Source organism: Lacrimispora sp. BS-2 (assembly GCF_040207125.1).
GTDB lineage: Bacteria > Bacillota > Clostridia > Lachnospirales > Lachnospiraceae > Lacrimispora.
Genome location: NZ_CP157940.1, coordinates 2,896,279 through 2,914,342 on the forward strand (window position 1 = coordinate 2,896,279; position 18,064 = coordinate 2,914,342).

Genomic DNA, 18,064 nt, shown 5'->3' on the forward strand with positions numbered 1-18,064 from the left:
TAAAAAAGGTCCCAATTATATAAGATTTATAATACTTTAATCCATTATAATATAACTTATCTTCACTTGCAAAGCAAGTGAGGATAAAAGGGCTGTTTTTAGCCCATCCATCCAATTATTGAAAGTGCTCTTTGCTTTCCATAAAATGTGCAATGCAGAACCTAAGAAACCTTTTATAAAACGAATTCTTTTAACAGGAGGAAACCCTTATGAAATACGCAGACAATAAAGTAAGCGATATTAATATCGCCTATATCGGAGGCGGCTCCAGAGGCTGGGCCTGGACCTTTATGACAGATCTTTCCATGGACGATTCTTTAAGCGGAACCATCAGTTTATATGACATCGATAAGTCAGCCGCAAAAAATAATGAAATAATCGGCAACAAGCTGACAAACAGAGAGGATACCACCGGAAAATGGAACTACGTCATAGCTGTCTCCTTAAAGGAAGCTCTGACCGGCTGTGACTTTGCAGTCATCTCCATTCTCCCGGGAACCTTTGATGAGATGGATTCCGACGTTCATCTTCCCGAAAGGCTTGGCATCTACCAGTCCGTTGGTGATACCGCAGGCCCTGGAGGAATGGTCCGTGCCCTCCGCACCATTCCCATGTTTGTGACCATTGCAGAGGCAGTAAAAGAGTATTCGCCAAATGCCTGGATCATCAACTACACCAATCCAATGTCCCTGTGCATAAAGACTCTTTACCACGTATTCCCCCGGATCAAGGCTTTCGGCTGCTGCCATGAAGTATTCGGCACCCAGAAGGTTTTAAAGGGAATCTGTGAAGAAACCTTTGGCTTTGAAAACATTGACCGCCGGGACATCAATGTAAACGTTCTGGGAATCAATCATTTTACCTGGTTTGACCAGGCTTCCTACAAGGGAATCGACTTATTCCCTGTTTACCGTGATTATATTGACGCCCACTACAGGGAGGGCTACAATGAACCGGATAAGAACTGGGCAAACAACAGCTTTGAGTGCGCTCACAGAGTAAAATTTGATCTCTTCCGCCGCTACGGCCTGATCGCTGCTGCCGGTGACCGCCACCTTGCAGAATTCATGCCTGGAAGCGATTACTTAAAGGATCCGGAAACCGTAAAGAGCTGGAAATTCGGTCTCACCACTGTTGCCTGGAGAAAAGAGGATTTAAAAAACCGTTTGGCCAAGAGCCTCCACCTTGCAGGGGGAGAAGAGGAAATTGAACTGAAAGCATCGGGAGAGGAAGGGATCCTTCTGATCAAAGCCTTGTGCGGTCTTGAAAAAACCGTGAGCAATGTCAATATCCCCAATTCCTTCTTACAGATTCCAAACCTGCCGGCAGAAGCCGTTGTTGAAACCAACGCCCTGTTCAGCCGGGACAGCATTAAACCGGTGGCAGCCGGCTCCATACCGGAAAATGTCCTTGAACTGATCAAGCCCCATGTTGCCAACCATCAGCTCATTCTGGAAGCCGCTCTCACTTATGACCGCGCTATGGTGTACGAGGCCTTCTTAAACGATCCTCTGGTAAAAGGCCGGGCAGGAGAAGAAGAAATCAAAAAACTGGCAGACGACATGATTGAAAACACTCTGGCCTATCTGCCAAAAAGCTGGAAATAATGCTACAAAAAAATAAGGAGTTACTGCCAAAAGTATAGATTAGCCTTTTTTGTCTTTTGCAGTAGCTCCTTAAATGTTTATTTCTCCAGAAATTTCAGGGTAAAATGTGCCTCCCCCTGTTCATTAATCTCCATCATCATGTAGGAGGGCTTTCTCCCTTCCTGCCTGGGATAGGAAAGGCTGCCCGGATTTAAGATCGTAATCCCATTATGTACCTCATAATAAGGTCTGTGGGTGTGACCGTACATGGCAATATCAAAGCCTCTTTCCGCCGCCTCCTGCTCCAGGCGCTCAACTCCAAGGGATACATTATAATAATGACCATGGGTAAGCAAAGCCCGGTACTTTCCTATTTTCACTTCTCTCTCCCGTTCCAGATCCGAGAAAAAATCATTGTTGCCAAGAACCATCTGAAGCTCACAGCCAGCGGGAATCCAGCCGGCTATTTTATCTTCGCTGCCTTCCGAATCCCCCAAGTGGATCAGCATGTCCAGCGGCCCGATTTCTGCAATGATCTTATGTAAACTCTCATCTTTACGGTGCGTATCACTGACAATCAGTATTTTCATTATTCTCCCCTCCTGTAAAAACTTCCATAAGCTGACCTTTCATGGCTTCCAGAGCCTTTCCCCGGTGACTGATTTTATTCTTCTGTTCCAGGGTAAGCTGGGCGCTGGTTACTCTGAATTCCGGTATATATAGGATGGGATCATAACCAAAGCCGCCTTCTCCGGCAGGCCGGTCAGCAAGAAGACCTTCCATGGACTCTTCTGTATGGATCACCTGTCCATCGGGCAGCACTGCGGCAATATTGCATACAAAACGGGCGCTTCTTTCCCCGCCCTTTGCATGGGCAGTCCGGTCAAGGATATTCTGGTTTTTGATCTCATAAGAAGTGTCTTCTCCCATATATCTGGCAGAAAGGATTCCCGGTTCTCCGTTTAAGCAGTCTACCACCAGGCCGGAATCATCTGCAAGTACGATTCCTCCGGTCACTTTCCACACTTCCCTGGCCTTTATCTCAGCGTTTTCCCCAAATGTAGCTCCATCCTCCACAATATCCAGGCTTGCACCGGCCTCTTTCATGGAGAGGATCTCCATTCCCAGGTCCTTTAGGATCTCCCTGATCTCTCTCATTTTTCCTTCATTCCCTGTGGCAAATACGATCTTTTTGTCGCTCATCTCTTCCGTCCTCCATAAACATTTTCACCGGTCTTTTGTGTACGCCTTTAAACACAGGTTACAGTTCTTTTCTTCAGCCCGTTCCCATGATATGCCATCAGCGCTGATATAACCTTCCCCGTCTGAGACATTGACAAAGGTACGTCCATCTCCCGCATCATACTCAATGGCCGCAGGATGGACTGCATCAGGTGTGGTGATTTTTACGATCACCGCAAACCGTTCCCCTTGGGAAAGCGCTAAGTCTTCCGGCTCATTTCCCTTAAGAGGCACCGTATAATATCCCCCATAGTCAAAGCTTCCCTTAGAAAGAAAAACCTTCCTGCTAAAATCCCGGCCTTCCAGAATATCGGATTCTTTCCCTGCATGACGCACCACGTAAACCTCATAGGATGTGCCGGGACCTGTGGCATAGAAGCCTGCCGCTTCAAGACGCTGGGAAGCTCCTGCTTCGTATACATTGGAAAACCACACGGTATCCTGTCCATATCCCAGCTGGCCGACCCAGCCCCGGAGATCCGTCTGATAAATATGGTCATAATTATCCGTGTCTTCCACAACCGTATAAACAATGTTACTAATTCCAATATTGGAATCATAATAGGATACATAAAAATATCCCTGGTCTCCGAATCCATCCCCCCAGCTGTTCATACAGATAAATGCCCCGTCTCCCTGAACTTCCCCTTGAAAGTTCTCCTTAGGATAAGCATCATCCCAGCCAATGATCACGGAATCATGATTGGGTGGCTCAGGGCCTGTATAGCAATAGGCAAAGGCCTCATCATTGTAGGATTCAGACCGGCTGTCCCCAGCCTCCATGGAAGTGTAAAGGGAACTTTGGACCCCGCCATAGGCAAGAACAGCCCGTTTAATCTTCTCATAATCCTTATCTGGAAGGATCTGGATCTCCTGGACATGTTTCTCCGCTTTTAAGCCGTCAGGGGAAATGCCGTCACCGTATGGGTCGTCTGCTTCCAATACCGGACCTCTCCATGACAGCAGATAGGCCATTGACATGGTATATTCCCCGCCTTCTTCCTGGGGGATGCAAAAACCATTGTTTAAAGACATATGGTCTTCCGAAAATTCATAGTTTTCATCTGGCAGCAGCCCTGCTTCCAGAGCCTGCAGCGAGGCAAAGGCCCAGCAGGTTCCAATAGAACCCTGGTTTTTCACAGGGGGAACCCGGCCTTCCTTTCTCCCATCATAGAAGGCCGGGAGCTGTTGGTTTAAAACTTCCGTTTTCAATGACGGCATCGGGCTGTATACCTGAACGCTTCCTGACTCTTTTAAATAATCCTGTCCTGCTTTGTCCACAGGATCAGGCTCCAGACCAGCGATCCGGAAGCCTGCGGAAAAACAGATGATCATCAGAAGGAGGAAAAACCATTTTTTATTCTTCAACCAAATCTCCCACTTTTCTTTTCGGGGGCTTTGGCCCCATAAACTGATAGAAATAAGTTTTCATCATACCATTATAAATCTTCCGGTTTTTATCCGCCTTTTTACCGATGTATTTCTCAGCGTCCTCATAAGCAGTGATCATGTACAGGGACCAGGCGTCAAGAGCCTTATACCGCTCTCCGATCTGCCGGTACAGCTCCGGTAAATTCTTCTTTTCCTCAATTCGCTCCCCGTATGGCGGATTCGTAATTATAAAACCATACTTTTTTGGATGACTTAAAGAAGCCAAAGGTCTTTGCTGAAAGTGAATCATGTGGTCCACTCCGGCTGATTCTGCATTAGCTCTGGCAGCTTTTACAATCTCACCGTCTATGTCATAGCCCTGTATGTCCACTTTGACATCGGAATCCATAAGGTCGTTTGCCTCATCCATTGTCTCATACCAGCATTTTCTTGGAATCAGGTTTTTCCAGTCCTCGGCAAGAAAGGAACGGTTCATGCCGGGCGCCATGTTGGCCGCCATCATGGCCGCTTCGATCACAAAGGTTCCGCTTCCGCAGAAAGGATCTACCAGGATCCGGTCTTTATTCCATGGAGTCAGCATAATAAGGGCAGCAGCAAGGGTCTCCGTAATAGGAGCCTTGCTGGTTAATGTACGGTATCCTCTCCTATGAAGGGAATCTCCCGTGGTATCAATACCAATGGTCACCTCATCCTTATGAAGGAATACACGCAGAGGGTAGCTGCTTCCGCTTTCCGGAAACCACTGAACGCCATAAGCCCCTTTTAACCGCTCCACCATGGCTTTCTTCATGATGGACTGGATATCTGAGGGGCTGAATAATTTACTTTTAATAGAGGAAGCCTTAGCGACCCAGAATTTACCTTCCTGAGGAATAAAATCCTCCCAGCAAATTGCCCTGGTCCCCTGAAAAAGCTCTTCAAAAGATTCCGCATGAAAGCTTCCCACTTTTAATAAAACTCTTTCTGCAGTACGCAGAAATACATTGGCACGGCAGATAGCCTCATCATCTCCAATAAAGGTGACTCTTCCGTCTTCTACTGATGCAATGTCATAACCCAGATCCGTGATCTCTCTTTTTAAAACCGCTTCCATGCCAAAATGACAGGGTGCGATCAGTTCAAATATTTTTTTCACTTTATTCTCCTAAGTTCATTTCTTTTATAACATTCCCGTCAAAATCCATGATACGGAACACCTGATCCTCCAGCATTCCGTAAGTAGGAGGATTGCCGCCCTTTGGAATGGACACGGAGCCTGGATTTAATATGGTAATATCGCCAAAACGCTCTGCAGTCAGGATATGAGTATGTCCATGAAGCAGAATATCTCCCTTCTGTACCGGAGGCAGGTTTTCCTTATTATAAATGTGCCCATGAGTGGCATAGATTGTCAGGCCGGGGGCAGCAAGCAGGGCATAGTCCCCGAGAATCGGAAACTCCAGCACCATTTGATCCACTTCTGTGTCACAGTTTCCCCGTACACTATAAATCTGATCCTTGAAGCCATTTAACATGGAAATCACCTCTTTTGGGGCATACTCCCTTGGAAGGTCATTTCTGGGACCATGGTAAAGAATGTCTCCTAACAGGATCAGCCTGCCTGCTCCGGAAGTTTTATATACATCTAACAGCTTCCTGCAAAAATAGGCAGAACCATGAATGTCGGAAGCAATCATATATTTCATAAGTTGTTTTCTCCTTTTGTATTTAATAGGTATATTTTAAGGCTAGCGGGGTATTTCTGTCAATGAATTTACCTATCCGCGAACCATATATTTTCCTCTGTAATATGCGATTCCATTGGCTATATTGACCACATTATATCCGGACTGCTCCAATTTCCTGCAGGCCATCATGCTTTGTCCGCCCCGGGAACAGTAAAATATCAAAAGTTTATCCTTTGGCAAGCTGCTCACCCAACGATCCATATCTTCATATGGCAGATTTACCGCTCCCTGAATATGGGATTGCCTGTAGGACGATTGACTGCGAAGATCTATAATCATAATATCACTGTAATAATTAATATAATGATCGACTTCCCAAATCGGTATGGTCTTAAACATACTATCACCTGTCCTTTCTAGTAATAATATATTCCATATTTTCAGGTTTGCGAAAATCATATAGAATCAGAAGGATTTCAACAAAAAAACGCGGGAAAGGACCTCTGTCACTTTCCCACGCCTTTTCTCAAGAACAATTGGATCAGCTTCCGTTATTAGTTGAATCTGTTGCGGTTGTTGTCTTTGCTGGAATCGCGGCAGCAATCCTTGCTGGAGTTACGGCTGTTATCCTTGCTGGAGTTGCGGTTATTGTTCTGATTGTTGTTCTGGTTGTTGTTCTGGCTGTTGTTCTGGTTGTTGTTCTGGTTGTTGTTCTGGTTGTTGTTCTGGTTGTTGTTCTGGTTGTTGTTCTGGGAGTTTCTGGAATTTTCCATATCATTGTGGTTATTCTTAGACATATTAAATACCTCCTGTCGGCGTTTTTCGTTACATCGTTAGTATGGCGTGATTCAAAAATATTATACAATTGTTTTTTTATTTTAAAATTAAAGAAGAAATGGTATATTATTCGAAAATGCGACTGTATTTTGTAAAAATACTTTGCATTTTTATCACAGCTATATTATAATCAAAATGAGGGGTTTTCCCCTCATCCTTATTAATTATTTATACTCCCCTCAGAAGCAGCCGAGATAGCTCCCCTATTCCGGCTGTTTCTCTTTTTTAACCGAATTAAGAACATGACTGATTGCAGCATCAAAAGACCCCCGGCATAAAATGCCGAGGGTCTTATATCCCTTTCCAAAATCCGGTTGTCCGCTATTTCATTAATCGCCAAGAACATTGACGATTTTTACAGGTGTCCGATAATTCCACGGAGAAGTCTTAATACCTGTACTATAAGTTGATGAATGTACTACCTGTCCATTGCCGATAAACATGGCAACATGGTTTATGGATGATCCTTTTCCATAAAAAATCAAATCGCCTGGGCGCATCTGATCTGCGCTGACTGATCTTCCCTGGGAAGCCTGTCCACCTGAGGAACGGTTTAAGGTAAGGCCGGCTGCGTGCTGCATCACATATCTGGTAAATCCGGAACAGTCTACTCCGGTGCGTGGATCGCTGCCGCCATAAGCGTAACGTCCGCCTACAAACTGAAGTGCGTAATTAACAATGCTCTGTCTGAAATTAACGGCTTCCTCTGCCTGAACCTTTACATCCAATGCAGCCAGTGTTTCCTCATCAGTTGAGGATACGGTTGCATTGCCCTTTACCGGCATATAGCCATATGTATCATTGATCTTAACTTTCATGTATCCATCGCCCATATCCTGTATAACTTCAAAGGAAGATCCTTTAGAAGCGGTCATGAGCGCTTCCTGACCAGCTTCATCCTTGCTGATCGTTACATTATCTGCATCAACGGTCACCATATAATTCCCATAAGTGAGTCCCGGACCGGAAATTTCATCTGCTCTTACATCTGAAGGAACTGCCACTACCATTGCTCCGCAAAAAGCCATAAGTCCTAACGTTTTCCATGCTTTATTTATCATCGGGAAATCTGCTCCTATTTTTACTTTTTGATTTTCAAATGTTACGTAAATATTAAATTCATTACGGTTATTATACAATTATTTTATCTTTTCGTCAAGTATTATTTAAAAGTGCACGAATTTCGAAATATTTTAGTTTAAAACCCTGACAAATTTCACAGGCTTGCGATACATGACGTTTGTTACGATAATTCCGGTCTTTTCTGTGGAAGCATGGACTACCCGGCCGTCTCCCATGTATAAAGCCACATGGTTAATGGAACCATTTTTTCCATAAAATACCAAATCTCCCGCACGGGCTTCTTCATAGCTGACACTGCGTCCTTCCCTTGACTGAGACTTAGAACTATGGCTTAAATTGACCCCGGCCGCATTTCTTAACACATATCTGGTAAACCCGGAACAGTCCACTCCTGTTTTGGGATTGACTCCTCCATAGACATAGCGTCCACCCACAAACTGAAGCGCATAATCTACGACTTTCTGGCGCTGCAGAACAGACTTGTCCACCTTTTCCTGAGTTTTCTCAATCAGGGTCACAGCACCGCTTTCTATGTAACCTTCTCCTTCAGGAGTTTTTATTTTAAGCCATCCAGCATTTGGGGATTCAACCACTTCATAAGTCTGGCCTTCCCCAGCCAGGGAAAGAGCCGTTCCCGCTGTATCGGCAGCTTCTCTGACAGACACAGGCATATCCATTTTCGCATAAAGTGTTGTGCTGGTTTCCACAGCAATCTCTGCTGCGTTCGCCTCTACCTGGGGAATTCCGCTTAAGCTTGCAAAAAGGCCTAAAAGCCCCATCGCCTTCCACATTTTATTCTTCATATTAAATCTCCTGTTTTTACGTTTTTCTGTCGTTTCCACAAAACTTCTTTAAATTGTTACATAATCGTTACATAATTATTACATTTCGAATTATATACTTATTCCTCGTATTTGTCAAGCAAAAACGGCAGTCATGGCGCTTTATGCGTCATAACTACCGTCATACATTCGTAATATTTATTTGAATTTATTAAATATATTTAACTTTATCGTTTCGAACCTCTTACAAACCAGACAATGAGAAATATCAAAAGCAAGGGGCCCATAATCGGCATCAGAAGGCTGAAAATCCCTGTAACAATGCTGGCAATCAGAAAGAAAAACAGGATAAACACCACGACTCCCAAAAGCTTCCAGTACCATTTACTCAAGTCAATGTAATGCATATGACGTCCGAAATTCCCCGGCTCCTCATACACATTTCGATCCGCACCGGAATAGGATTCATAGTAAGTTCTTCCGGATCCGCTGCTCTTTGCATTCTCGTTGGCCTCAAAAATTGTCCTGGCAATCAGCCTTGGATCGCCGATAGCAGCTATCACCGCCTCTTCCGCAGATCCATTGCTCACTTCCGTGCTGATATATTCTTCATAGTACCTGATATTTTCTTCGATCACACTTCCAGGAACTTCACCTGATAAAGCCTCCCTTAAGCGCTGTAAAAACTCCTGTCTGCTCATCTGAGCCTCCTTCAATTAAGTAAATAGCTTTGATTATTGTATCATCCGACAGGGATTTCGTAAAGAAACCTTCTCTGAATAAATTCTTAAAATTTCATAATCGGATGGACTACTCTACCTTTTCCTTAATTACGCCATCCCGGTATGCCGCCACCAGCTCCTTTAAGTCCGCAATCCGTTCCGCCAGTTCAGCGCCCTTATCCGTATCCGCCACCATGACCCGTTTCTTCATGTTCTCCACAACCGAAACCTTTGGCGTGCTTTCCTTATTGGGATCAAAGGGCTTGTGCTCCGCAAGAGCCAGATGATTGGAATTATAAATCAGCGTATAGCCTGCGATTCCTGTCTTGGACTGGTAAGCCTTTGACAGCCCTCCGTCTATGAGAAACAGCTTGCCGCCTGCCTTTACCGGGGATTCCCCTTCCTTTATTTTCACCGGAACATGGCCGTTGATGATGTGGGATCCTTTTTTAGGAAGGCCGAATTCTTCCAATATCTTATCACAGTATTCTTCTTTCATGCTAAGCCTGTAATAAGGGTTCATAGGCTCCTTACGGGCGGAAGTATCTTCGATAAAATAATGCTCAAAGGTCGTCATCTTTCCCTTACCGTAGACCGGGGATTTGGCTCCGCACCATAGATACCACATGAAATCCCTGGCATCCTCACTTTCCGCGGAACCCTCCGGCATAAAATATGCATTTTGAACCTTTCGGTCCACGTAATCCATCAGCGCCTTTCCCGAATAAGCATGGTGATCCACCACGATCTCTTCAAAGGAGCCATCCTCCCTCATAGGAATGCAGCCATGGTACAAAAGGTTTGAATTGTAGCATTTGTACATGCTTCCATGAGAATACAGAAAACGAACATGCTTATGAAGAAGCTCGTTATGCATGAAGGAAAGCTGAAGGGTATGGAGAAGCTCTCCCTCCTCTTTGCTCAGCTTTAACGGTTCCTTGGGGTCTACCGTTGGAAAGAACTTATCAAGCATTGGATATTCTTTACCCTCCACGGTCACAACGCCCCGTTCAAAGTCAATGGCCTCAATCAGAATCCGGTCACTCATTTCATATTCCGGATGGCGTTTTATAATCTGTCCTTCTACCTTGAACTGAATGATTGCAATGGCCTTATGCATCTTGGCCGCCAGTCCCGGGTCCACCGCGTCATAGATGTTTTCATCAAGAATCTGGGGAATGAACTGGTCGCAGGGATCCTCCCGGTAAACCCTGGCTGCAAACATGGATAAAGGACGCAGGTTGATGCCATATCCGTCCTCCAGTACATCAAAGCTGTTATAGCTGATGGCAATACGCAGTACGTTGCAGATACATGCCAGATTCCCGGTGGCTGCTCCCATCCAGGAGATGTCATGATTGCCCCACTGTATATCAACGTCATGAAATTGCAGCAGTTCATTCATAATGATATCCGCCCTTGGGCCACGGTCGAAAATATCTCCGATAATATGCAGGCTGTCAATGGTCAGATTCTGGATCAGCTCACATAAGGCTATGATAAACTTATCTCCGACCCCGATGTCAATGATGGACCGTATGATTTCATTATAGTATACACGTTTATTGTCATCATTATAATCCACATGAATCAGCTCATCAATGATGTAGGAAAACTCCGGGGGCATTTTCTTCCTTACCTTGGATCTGGTGTACTTTGATGAAACCATTTTACAGATCTGTACCAGCCGGTAAATGGTCACTCTCTGCCAGTCACCGTCTGCCAGACCCTTAAGCTCCAGCTGATTCATGATCCGCTCCGGATAGTAAATTAAGTTCGCTAACTCCACTTCTTCTTTCTCTGGTATGATGTGGCTGAAGGTTTCCGTGATTTTTTCACGGATAACGCCTGAGGCACTCTTTAATAAATGGACAAATGCCTCGTACTCGCCATGCAGGTCACTGAAAAAATATTCCGTTCCCTTTGGTAAGCCCTGAATGGCCGTAAGGTTGATGATCTCACTGGAAGCAGCCTTAATTGTAGGATACTCCCTTGCCATCAGTTTCAGATACGCCAGATTTCTCATAATACCTCCCCTTCTTTTTGAAGTGATACTGCATCTCTATAAAGCTATAGTATCATAAAAGATATCAATTTAAAACCCTTTTTAGCAGGGTGGCTCCCATTGATCCAGGGCTTCCCTTGATTTGATCTCACATAATAAGAAAACTACCGGCTAAAACACCATAGCCAGTAGTCCCGCATTTCATTTATTCATGACAGAATGCCGGTAATCTGCCTAAAAAAGCCACGACGAGTGGCTTATGGACATGACCCAATAAGTACAATGAATCAGGCGATTAGTGAGGTACATTATAAGGTTATGTAAGAGATTGGCACAATCAGGGCAATATTTCAAATTCATGCATATAATATAGAGATTATATAAAATCTCTAAGAGGCGGCCGCAAATGCACATGAATGATTTAGGTACACTCACACAAATAGGACAAATACTGCAAGTTAATAATGGAGTAGTTACAGAGGTTTTTATCCGCAGCAGAACTACCGGATATATTGACATTATCTATGCCAGGCCTGAACTAAATGAAATTATATCCGAACCCTTAAGGCTTAATGTAGACTTTTACACTGATATTATAAATTCATTCGGCCAACATATGTGCTTATGTGACATCCAGGAAGGCATGCTGGCAGACTCCTTATTTTCACTAATTATGGAAAGGCGCATTCCTCCACAAGCTAATGCTTATTTAATTGTTATAAGAGAATATGGCCAGCCGCCATTGAGCTCTACTACGGCCCGAATCACAAGAGTAGATGTGGATAATCTTCTTCTCTATACTAATGACCCTGGTAATCCAGATAATCAAATAGAATTTAGTATTAGTAAGATGGCTACTATCCGCGATAAAAATGGCAACCCGGTTTCTTTTCTTTTACTTCGCCCTGGTTTATTCGTAAACGTGACTCATTCCAATATTCAAACTGAAGTTTTCCCCCATCAAGCTGATGCTTTCCATATTCAAATATTATAAATTTTACTTAATGATGCTATAAAAAGGTGGGACCGGAATCCCGGCCCCACCTGTATCTTTGCTCTGATTGCCCCGGATTCTACACTCTCCTGCTATCATCTGGAGCGATCTTTACCACCACCAGTTACATCTATTATTACAGAAGCAGCAGTTATTACAAAAGTTGCATCTGCAATTTCTTCGGCAACACCTGTTAAAACAGCACATGTATTTCCCCCCTTTCAAACAGTAATATTATACTTTATGAAAAAAGTAGACAAGATGTGAAAATCGGATCATATTCCATAGGCCCGGAGCCTAAAACCCTGGTACCATTATGATCCGTCTTTGCCAATTACTTCTTTGCATTCCACCTTTTATATATTACAATTCTGTTACATAAGTGTTACAATAAAGTTGTTTCAAGAAAGCGAAAAATAATAAGGAGGTTACGTATCATGTTCTTTGACTTCAGCTCATGTAACTTAAGTGATTTATTAGATTTAATTTCCCAGTTCTGCAAATAATTTTTTAAAAAGGTTCAGCCTTTACGGTTGAACCTTTTTTGAAAATATATCCCCAGTACGATTTCCAGATACGTGGGTAACCGGCTTCACATGTTCCTTACTTTCTATCCATTGCCCCATGACTAAAATTCAGTCATTTTGCAGCACCCCCGGAATCATCCAGTTTTATTATGCATGAAGCACTTCCCCGGCATAAAGCCTTTCTCCCATTTTCCTGTCACTGACATTGAAAACACAGACATTTCCTGTAGCAAAGCATTCATCTGCTATCACTGCATCTGAAGTATGGAGGACCTCATCATTGCAGAGAATCACAACATAGCTTCGCTTTCCAACGGTGATTTTCACAGCCTGGGCTTCGCTTTCTGTCAGTGTTTTATGAAGTGTATGGCTGACTGTCTCTACAAACCTCACTTCAGCCGGTTCTGCTGCAGAAGAACTCCCGCCGTTTATGACTGTAATCATACTGGCAAACCCTTCTTTTCTAAGGACCGCAGTAACTACATCATTTTCTTCCCACTGATTGTAATGTCTTGAGGTCATTCCCCTGTTACTTTCAAGCATGGCATCCTTTGTCAAAAAGTTCAGAAATGCACTGGTCTCTTTTCCCCGGAAAGTCACCAGATTTGCTTCTGTGAAAGCCTCTCCTTCCGGCGCAAAATGGAAATGCTGCCTGTATTCATGCTCTCCTTCTGCATAGAACTGATCATTGATCAGATAAATATCCGGTTTAATCCAGATGATACGCCGATTCACAAAGATACCCTTTTTCATATATCCCAGATGACCGCCCTGCACAAATTCTGCAATTTCTCCGGCCCTGTATGTTCTGTTTACAGGCAGAGAAAGCCTATTGGTATACCAGGAATCTTCAAATGCAGTAAAGGACTCCCCATCTATTGTTGTGGTATTATGGCCCGGATTATCTTTCAAGATAAAACGTAGGGGAACGTTCATATAGGTGGCTCTGCCGCCATCGACCAGCACATCTTCTCCATTCATGACCAGATCCACATGCATTTTATCCCCATGGCAATGACCTGTACTCATTGCACCGCATGTAAAATGAAGAAGATTAGAATTCCTTTTCCAGCTTTCCCTTAAATAATAATTTCCGCTATCCTCCAGATATGCTGATATAAAATCCGGTTCTTTCGCAGGAAGAAGGGCATACTCAGCACAGGCACTGCTTCCGAAATCCCAGGCGCCTTCATAATCCATAAGCTTAAAGCCGCTCCATTTCAGGATAGGATCCTGGAATAACCAGGCTCCCATGGTGATTTTATCCCGTAAATCTGTGTCATCAGAATCTCCATGAGTGAATTGATGACTGTCCGGCTTTTTCCAGATAACGTTTGCCTGTGCCATGTGATGAACCGTTTCCTCCAAATCCGGCTTAAGTGGTATCCCATTGGCTCTTGCAAGGAAAATCACACAGCACAGGCAGTGGTATACTTCATTGTGATACATAGGGGATTGCTCCCACTGACTGCCGTCTTTATAAATCTGTACCTTCATTGACTTATAAATTCTCTCCAGAGCAATGGAAGCCCACTCTCTTGTTTCACCGTTTTGAGGAAGTCCCAATGCAATCTCAAAAAGCCCGCTGTTCTCCAGAATACACCAGTTGCTCTGCAGCCTTTCGTCTCCGCCCTTTTCCACCAGTCTTCTGGCATGAAGCCGCAGCGATTCTTCAAATTGATCTAAAAAGTTTTCTGTTATTAAGCTGCTGTCCTTAAAATAGCGGACCGCTTTCGTCCATGTCTCTCCCCGCAGCCCTGTCTCCAACAGGCGCCAGGGCCCCATCTCTGTTTTTTTCTCCAGCAGAACGCTGCCCATCCAGTCATTGATCAGCCGCAGAAAGCATGTTACATACTTTTCATCTCCGGTCATCTGCCAGGCCTGCCCCAGGCAAATGAAAAATCTGTGTCTGTTGAACTGCCAGACAAATTCCGGATCACCGGAAGGCATATAGCTCCAGTCAATTTCCCCGGAAAATACCACAGGCTCATAGGTACGCTCCATATCCCAGTTTAAGTCAAACAGAAATGTATTTTCACATACTTCATTTGCAATCCGTAAAATATGCTCTGCATCTTCATTCCAGTATTCTTTACAATAACAGGCTGAATGCTCCGGATCAGGTACAAAATAACAAGTATCCGGTCTGTCAAAATATTGTTCTATTGTCATCTCCAATTCCTCATCAATACCAGTATGGCTCCCAATCAGTTGAAAGCCGCGTCAATGCCTCCATATAAAAGTAGTCGCCCCAAAGAACGCACTCATCAACTCCGTGGTTTGGACATGTGTTATAGGGAGAACTTTTTGCATAGGTTCCATGTAACAGAAGACCGTTGGATACAGCCGGATCAGTCACCGCGCACTCCGTTACCAGTGCATACAGAAGCCTTTTCGCCATACCTTTATAATATTCTGCTTTTTCCTTTGAAAGATATTTGCTCATCTCAAGCATACCGCAGGCTGCAATTGCTGCTGCAGAAGAATCCCTTGGTTCATTGCTTCCGTCACTAAAATCAAAATCCCAGTAAGGAACCATATCCTTAGGCAAATGCTCCAGAAAATAATCCGTTACTTTGCAGAAAATATCAGCATATTCCTCATTCCTAAGAAATTTATAAGCAAGTGCAGATCCGTAAATTCCCCATGCCTGACCTCTTGCCCAGGCAGAACCATCCCGGTACCCCTGATGGGTAACGCCCTTTTTGGGTTCTCCTGTTTCTATATCAAAGAAAAATGTGTGATAGGTGGAATGATCTTCTCTAATAATATTTTTCATTGCAGTCTTAATATGCGCTTCTGCCTTTTTTATGAAGTTTTCCTCTCCTGTGACCTCACCTGCCCAGAAAAGCAGAGGCATATTGAGCAGACAGTCTATAATCATGCGGTAATTCTTCTCATCCCCCAGCCTTCCCCAGGCCTGAAAGAACTGGCCCTTTTCATGAAATCTGGTCATCAGATTATTAGCTGCCATAATAGCAGCTTTCTTACCTGTGAGATCTCCCGTAAGTTTGTATGCAGCCACACAGGAAGGACAGTATAAAAATCCCATGTCATGGTGATCCACGCCTTCTTTTTCTTTGATCCTTCTATAAAAATCCTTTACTTCAATTTCAGCTGTATTTCTTAATGCCCTATCCCCTGTTTTCTCATAAGCCAGCCATACTTCCCCAGTCCAGAATCCAGGTGTCCATTCGTAGTTGGTTCCCTTCTGATAGAAATTATTTATACTGGCCTCCTGAGGAAATTGTTCCGTAAACTGATCCGTGGCTTTTTTAATCAGCTCTGCTGCCTTATCATAGGCAGTCCCTGACATTTCATCATCAATTTCCTTGTACTGTAATAGTTCTTCCCTTGTTTGCATATGCCTTACCCCCTTTATACTTGCTGATATCGATTGATCCGCCGCAAAAACTATTCCTTCACAGCTCCGATCATAACTCCCTTTGTAAAGTATTTTTGTAAAAATGGATATACGAACAGAATCGGAACTGTAGCAACCATGATTGTGGCATACTTAATGCTCTGTGCAATGGCCTCCGCATCAGCTCCCGCACCTCCGTTCATCGCCTGTAAATCATTGGATATAAGGATTTCTCTTAAGATAACCTGAAGGGGATATAATTCCCGGTCTCTTAAAATCGCAGAAGCCCAGAACCATGCATTCCATATGGAAACGCCATAATACAGAACCATAACTGCCATAATTGATTTGGACAGGGGCAAAATAATTTTAAACAGAATGGTAATATGGCCAGCCCCATCAATTCTGGCCGCTTCCGTCAAGCTTTCAGGAATGGATTCAAAGGATGTTCTTAAGATAATCATATTATAAGTGCTGATCATAAAAGGAATGATGAGCCCCCATCTGCTGTTAATCAAATGCAAATCTTTCAGATTCAGATAAAACGGAATCATACCGCCTGAGAAAAACATGGTAAAAAGCACCAGCAGCATCAAAGGCTTTTTAAACAAAACACCCTTTCTGGAAAAGAAATAAGCTGCAAGTGAAGTCATTACCAAATCCAGGGTAACACCGACCACCAGAATAAACAGTGTATTTACATAGCCTTTCAAAATCATAGGGTTTTCAAATACCTTCAAATATGCCTGAAGATTAAATCCCAAAGGCTTTAATAAGAATCCTGAATGTGCCATAAGCTGGTTGCTGTCGCTGAATGAAGCCATAGCCACAAACCACATAGGATATAAACAGATCAATGCAATGATGGTCAAAAGAATATAATTAACTACATGAAATATTCTTTCTCCCCGGGAAACTTTAACTTTCATCTCTCTCCTCCTTTACCACAAACTGTTTTCTGTTGTTTTTTTAGATATTTTATTAGTAATATACAACAGAACACAGTTGATCACAGAATTAAACAGACCAATAGCAGTTGAATAACTCCAATCCTGCTCAATCAGACCAGCACGGTATACATAAGAAGAAATAATATCTGCAGTTTCATAGGTAGACGGATTATATAACAGAATCGTCTTTTCATATCCCATACTCATCAGGGAACCCATTCTTAAAATCAGCATGATGATAATAGTCGGTGCAATTCCAGGCAAGGTTACGTTGAGAAGCTGTTTCCATTTCCCTGCACCATCAATAGAGGCTGCTTCATATAGCTGGCTGTCAACACCTGATAATGCAGAAAGATAGATAATAGATCCCCAGCCTATCTCCTGCCATATGCTGGAGGCTGTATAGATTGTACGGAAGTTCCCAGGATTTTGAAGAAGAGGATTCCGCGTTCCTCCAAATAACGCAATAATATCATTGAAAAGACCGGTTGTCAGACAAAAGTCCTTAATCATACCACAGGCAACTACCAGGGAAATAAAATGAGGCAGATAGGTAATTGTCTGAGAAACCTTCTTAAATTTTCCATTTTTCACTTCATTCAGCAAAAGGGCCAGAATAATAGGAGCGGGAAACCCAAATATAATATTATAAACACTTAATAACAGAGTATTTTTCAAAAGCCTTCCAAAATAAGGACTTGTAAAAAATCTGGTAAAATTTTCAAACCCCACCCATTCACTGCCAAATACTCCTTTGGCAGGCGTAAAATCTTTAAATGCAATAATTGCACCATACATCGGTTTATACATAAAAACAGCATAAAAAATAATGACAGGAAGCACCAGCAGATATAAAGTCCAGTTTCTCTGTAAATCTTTCCTGATTCTATAGCTCAACGAATTTCCCTTCATT

17 protein-coding genes are annotated in these 18,064 nt (G+C 43.4%); 2 read left to right on the top strand and 15 right to left on the bottom strand.

From position 1 onward, the window contains the following. Positions 1-209: 209 nt before the first annotated feature. Entirely contained in the window at positions 210-1,607 is a 1,398-nt protein-coding gene (locus tag ABFV83_RS13660) for an alpha-glucosidase/alpha-galactosidase (protein ID WP_349944560.1), read from the top strand. 77 nt (positions 1,608-1,684) lie between these two features. Here the strand turns inward: ABFV83_RS13660 and ABFV83_RS13665 are convergent, their stop codons facing one another. From ABFV83_RS13665 to ABFV83_RS13715, 11 genes are all read right to left on the bottom strand, one after another. Continuing rightward, positions 1,685-2,176: a metallophosphoesterase gene (locus ABFV83_RS13665; RefSeq protein WP_349944561.1), complete on the bottom strand. Its 492-nt coding sequence runs from the start codon at positions 2,174-2,176 to the stop codon at positions 1,685-1,687. Next, positions 2,154-2,789, bottom strand: coding sequence for an RdgB/HAM1 family non-canonical purine NTP pyrophosphatase (rdgB, locus tag ABFV83_RS13670; RefSeq protein WP_349944562.1), 636 nt, complete (start codon positions 2,787-2,789; stop codon positions 2,154-2,156). The genes ABFV83_RS13665 and rdgB overlap by 23 nt, the downstream gene beginning before the upstream one ends. Before the next feature lie 24 nt (positions 2,790-2,813). Beyond that, a complete protein-coding gene (locus ABFV83_RS13675) occupies positions 2,814-4,196 on the bottom strand; it encodes a lectin like domain-containing protein (protein WP_349944563.1) in 1,383 nt (460 codons plus the stop codon). After that, complete coding sequence (locus ABFV83_RS13680; protein WP_349948924.1) at positions 4,186-5,313, bottom strand: class I SAM-dependent RNA methyltransferase; 1,128 nt, start codon at positions 5,311-5,313, stop codon at positions 4,186-4,188. Before ABFV83_RS13680 ends, ABFV83_RS13675 begins: the two co-directional genes overlap by 11 nt. Before the next feature lie 43 nt (positions 5,314-5,356). Then, positions 5,357-5,905: a phosphodiesterase gene (gene yfcE / locus ABFV83_RS13685; protein WP_349944564.1), complete on the bottom strand. Its 549-nt coding sequence runs from the start codon at positions 5,903-5,905 to the stop codon at positions 5,357-5,359. A 72-nt stretch (positions 5,906-5,977) separates the two neighbouring features. After that, positions 5,978-6,286 carry a rhodanese-like domain-containing protein gene (locus ABFV83_RS13690; protein WP_054742302.1) on the bottom strand — a complete coding sequence of 103 codons (309 nt, stop codon included), beginning with the start codon at positions 6,284-6,286 and terminating at the stop codon, positions 5,978-5,980. 155 nt (positions 6,287-6,441) lie between these two features. Next, a complete protein-coding gene (locus tag ABFV83_RS13695; RefSeq protein WP_349944566.1) occupies positions 6,442-6,684 on the bottom strand; it encodes a hypothetical protein in 243 nt (80 codons plus the stop codon). A gap of 369 nt (positions 6,685-7,053) precedes the next feature. Then, entirely contained in the window at positions 7,054-7,734 is a 681-nt protein-coding gene (locus ABFV83_RS13700) for a C40 family peptidase (RefSeq protein WP_349948925.1), read from the bottom strand. Between the two features lie 183 nt (positions 7,735-7,917). Continuing rightward, positions 7,918-8,610, bottom strand: a complete 693-nt coding sequence (locus tag ABFV83_RS13705; RefSeq protein ID WP_349944567.1) for a C40 family peptidase — start codon at positions 8,608-8,610, stop codon at positions 7,918-7,920. 206 nt (positions 8,611-8,816) lie between these two features. Next, positions 8,817-9,290, bottom strand: coding sequence for a DUF1700 domain-containing protein (locus ABFV83_RS13710; RefSeq protein ID WP_349944568.1), 474 nt, complete (start codon positions 9,288-9,290; stop codon positions 8,817-8,819). 109 nt (positions 9,291-9,399) lie between these two features. Then, complete coding sequence (locus ABFV83_RS13715) at positions 9,400-11,337, bottom strand: fructose-1,6-bisphosphatase (protein WP_349944569.1); 1,938 nt, start codon at positions 11,335-11,337, stop codon at positions 9,400-9,402. Positions 11,338-11,728: 391 nt separating this feature from the next. Between ABFV83_RS13715 and ABFV83_RS13720 the strand changes: the two genes are divergently transcribed. Continuing rightward, on the top strand, positions 11,729-12,310 hold the full coding sequence (locus ABFV83_RS13720) for a hypothetical protein (protein WP_349944571.1): 582 nt from the start codon (positions 11,729-11,731) through the stop codon (positions 12,308-12,310). Between the two features lie 674 nt (positions 12,311-12,984). On the opposite strand, the gene ABFV83_RS13725 is transcribed toward ABFV83_RS13720, so the two are convergent. From ABFV83_RS13725 to ABFV83_RS13740, 4 genes are read right to left on the bottom strand one after another with little or no spacing between them, the layout of a single operon-like run. Next, positions 12,985-15,009 carry a heparinase II/III family protein gene (locus ABFV83_RS13725; RefSeq protein ID WP_349944572.1) on the bottom strand — a complete coding sequence of 675 codons (2,025 nt, stop codon included), beginning with the start codon at positions 15,007-15,009 and terminating at the stop codon, positions 12,985-12,987. Between the two features lie 13 nt (positions 15,010-15,022). Beyond that, complete coding sequence (locus tag ABFV83_RS13730) at positions 15,023-16,201, bottom strand: glycoside hydrolase family 88 protein (protein WP_349944574.1); 1,179 nt, start codon at positions 16,199-16,201, stop codon at positions 15,023-15,025. A 50-nt stretch (positions 16,202-16,251) separates the two neighbouring features. Beyond that, positions 16,252-17,130 (bottom strand): carbohydrate ABC transporter permease, encoded by an 879-nt coding sequence (locus tag ABFV83_RS13735; RefSeq protein ID WP_349944575.1) that lies wholly within the window; start codon positions 17,128-17,130, stop codon positions 16,252-16,254. Positions 17,131-17,142: 12 nt separating this feature from the next. Next, positions 17,143-18,063: an ABC transporter permease subunit gene (locus tag ABFV83_RS13740; protein WP_349944577.1), complete on the bottom strand. Its 921-nt coding sequence runs from the start codon at positions 18,061-18,063 to the stop codon at positions 17,143-17,145. Position 18,064: the final 1 nt, after the last annotated feature.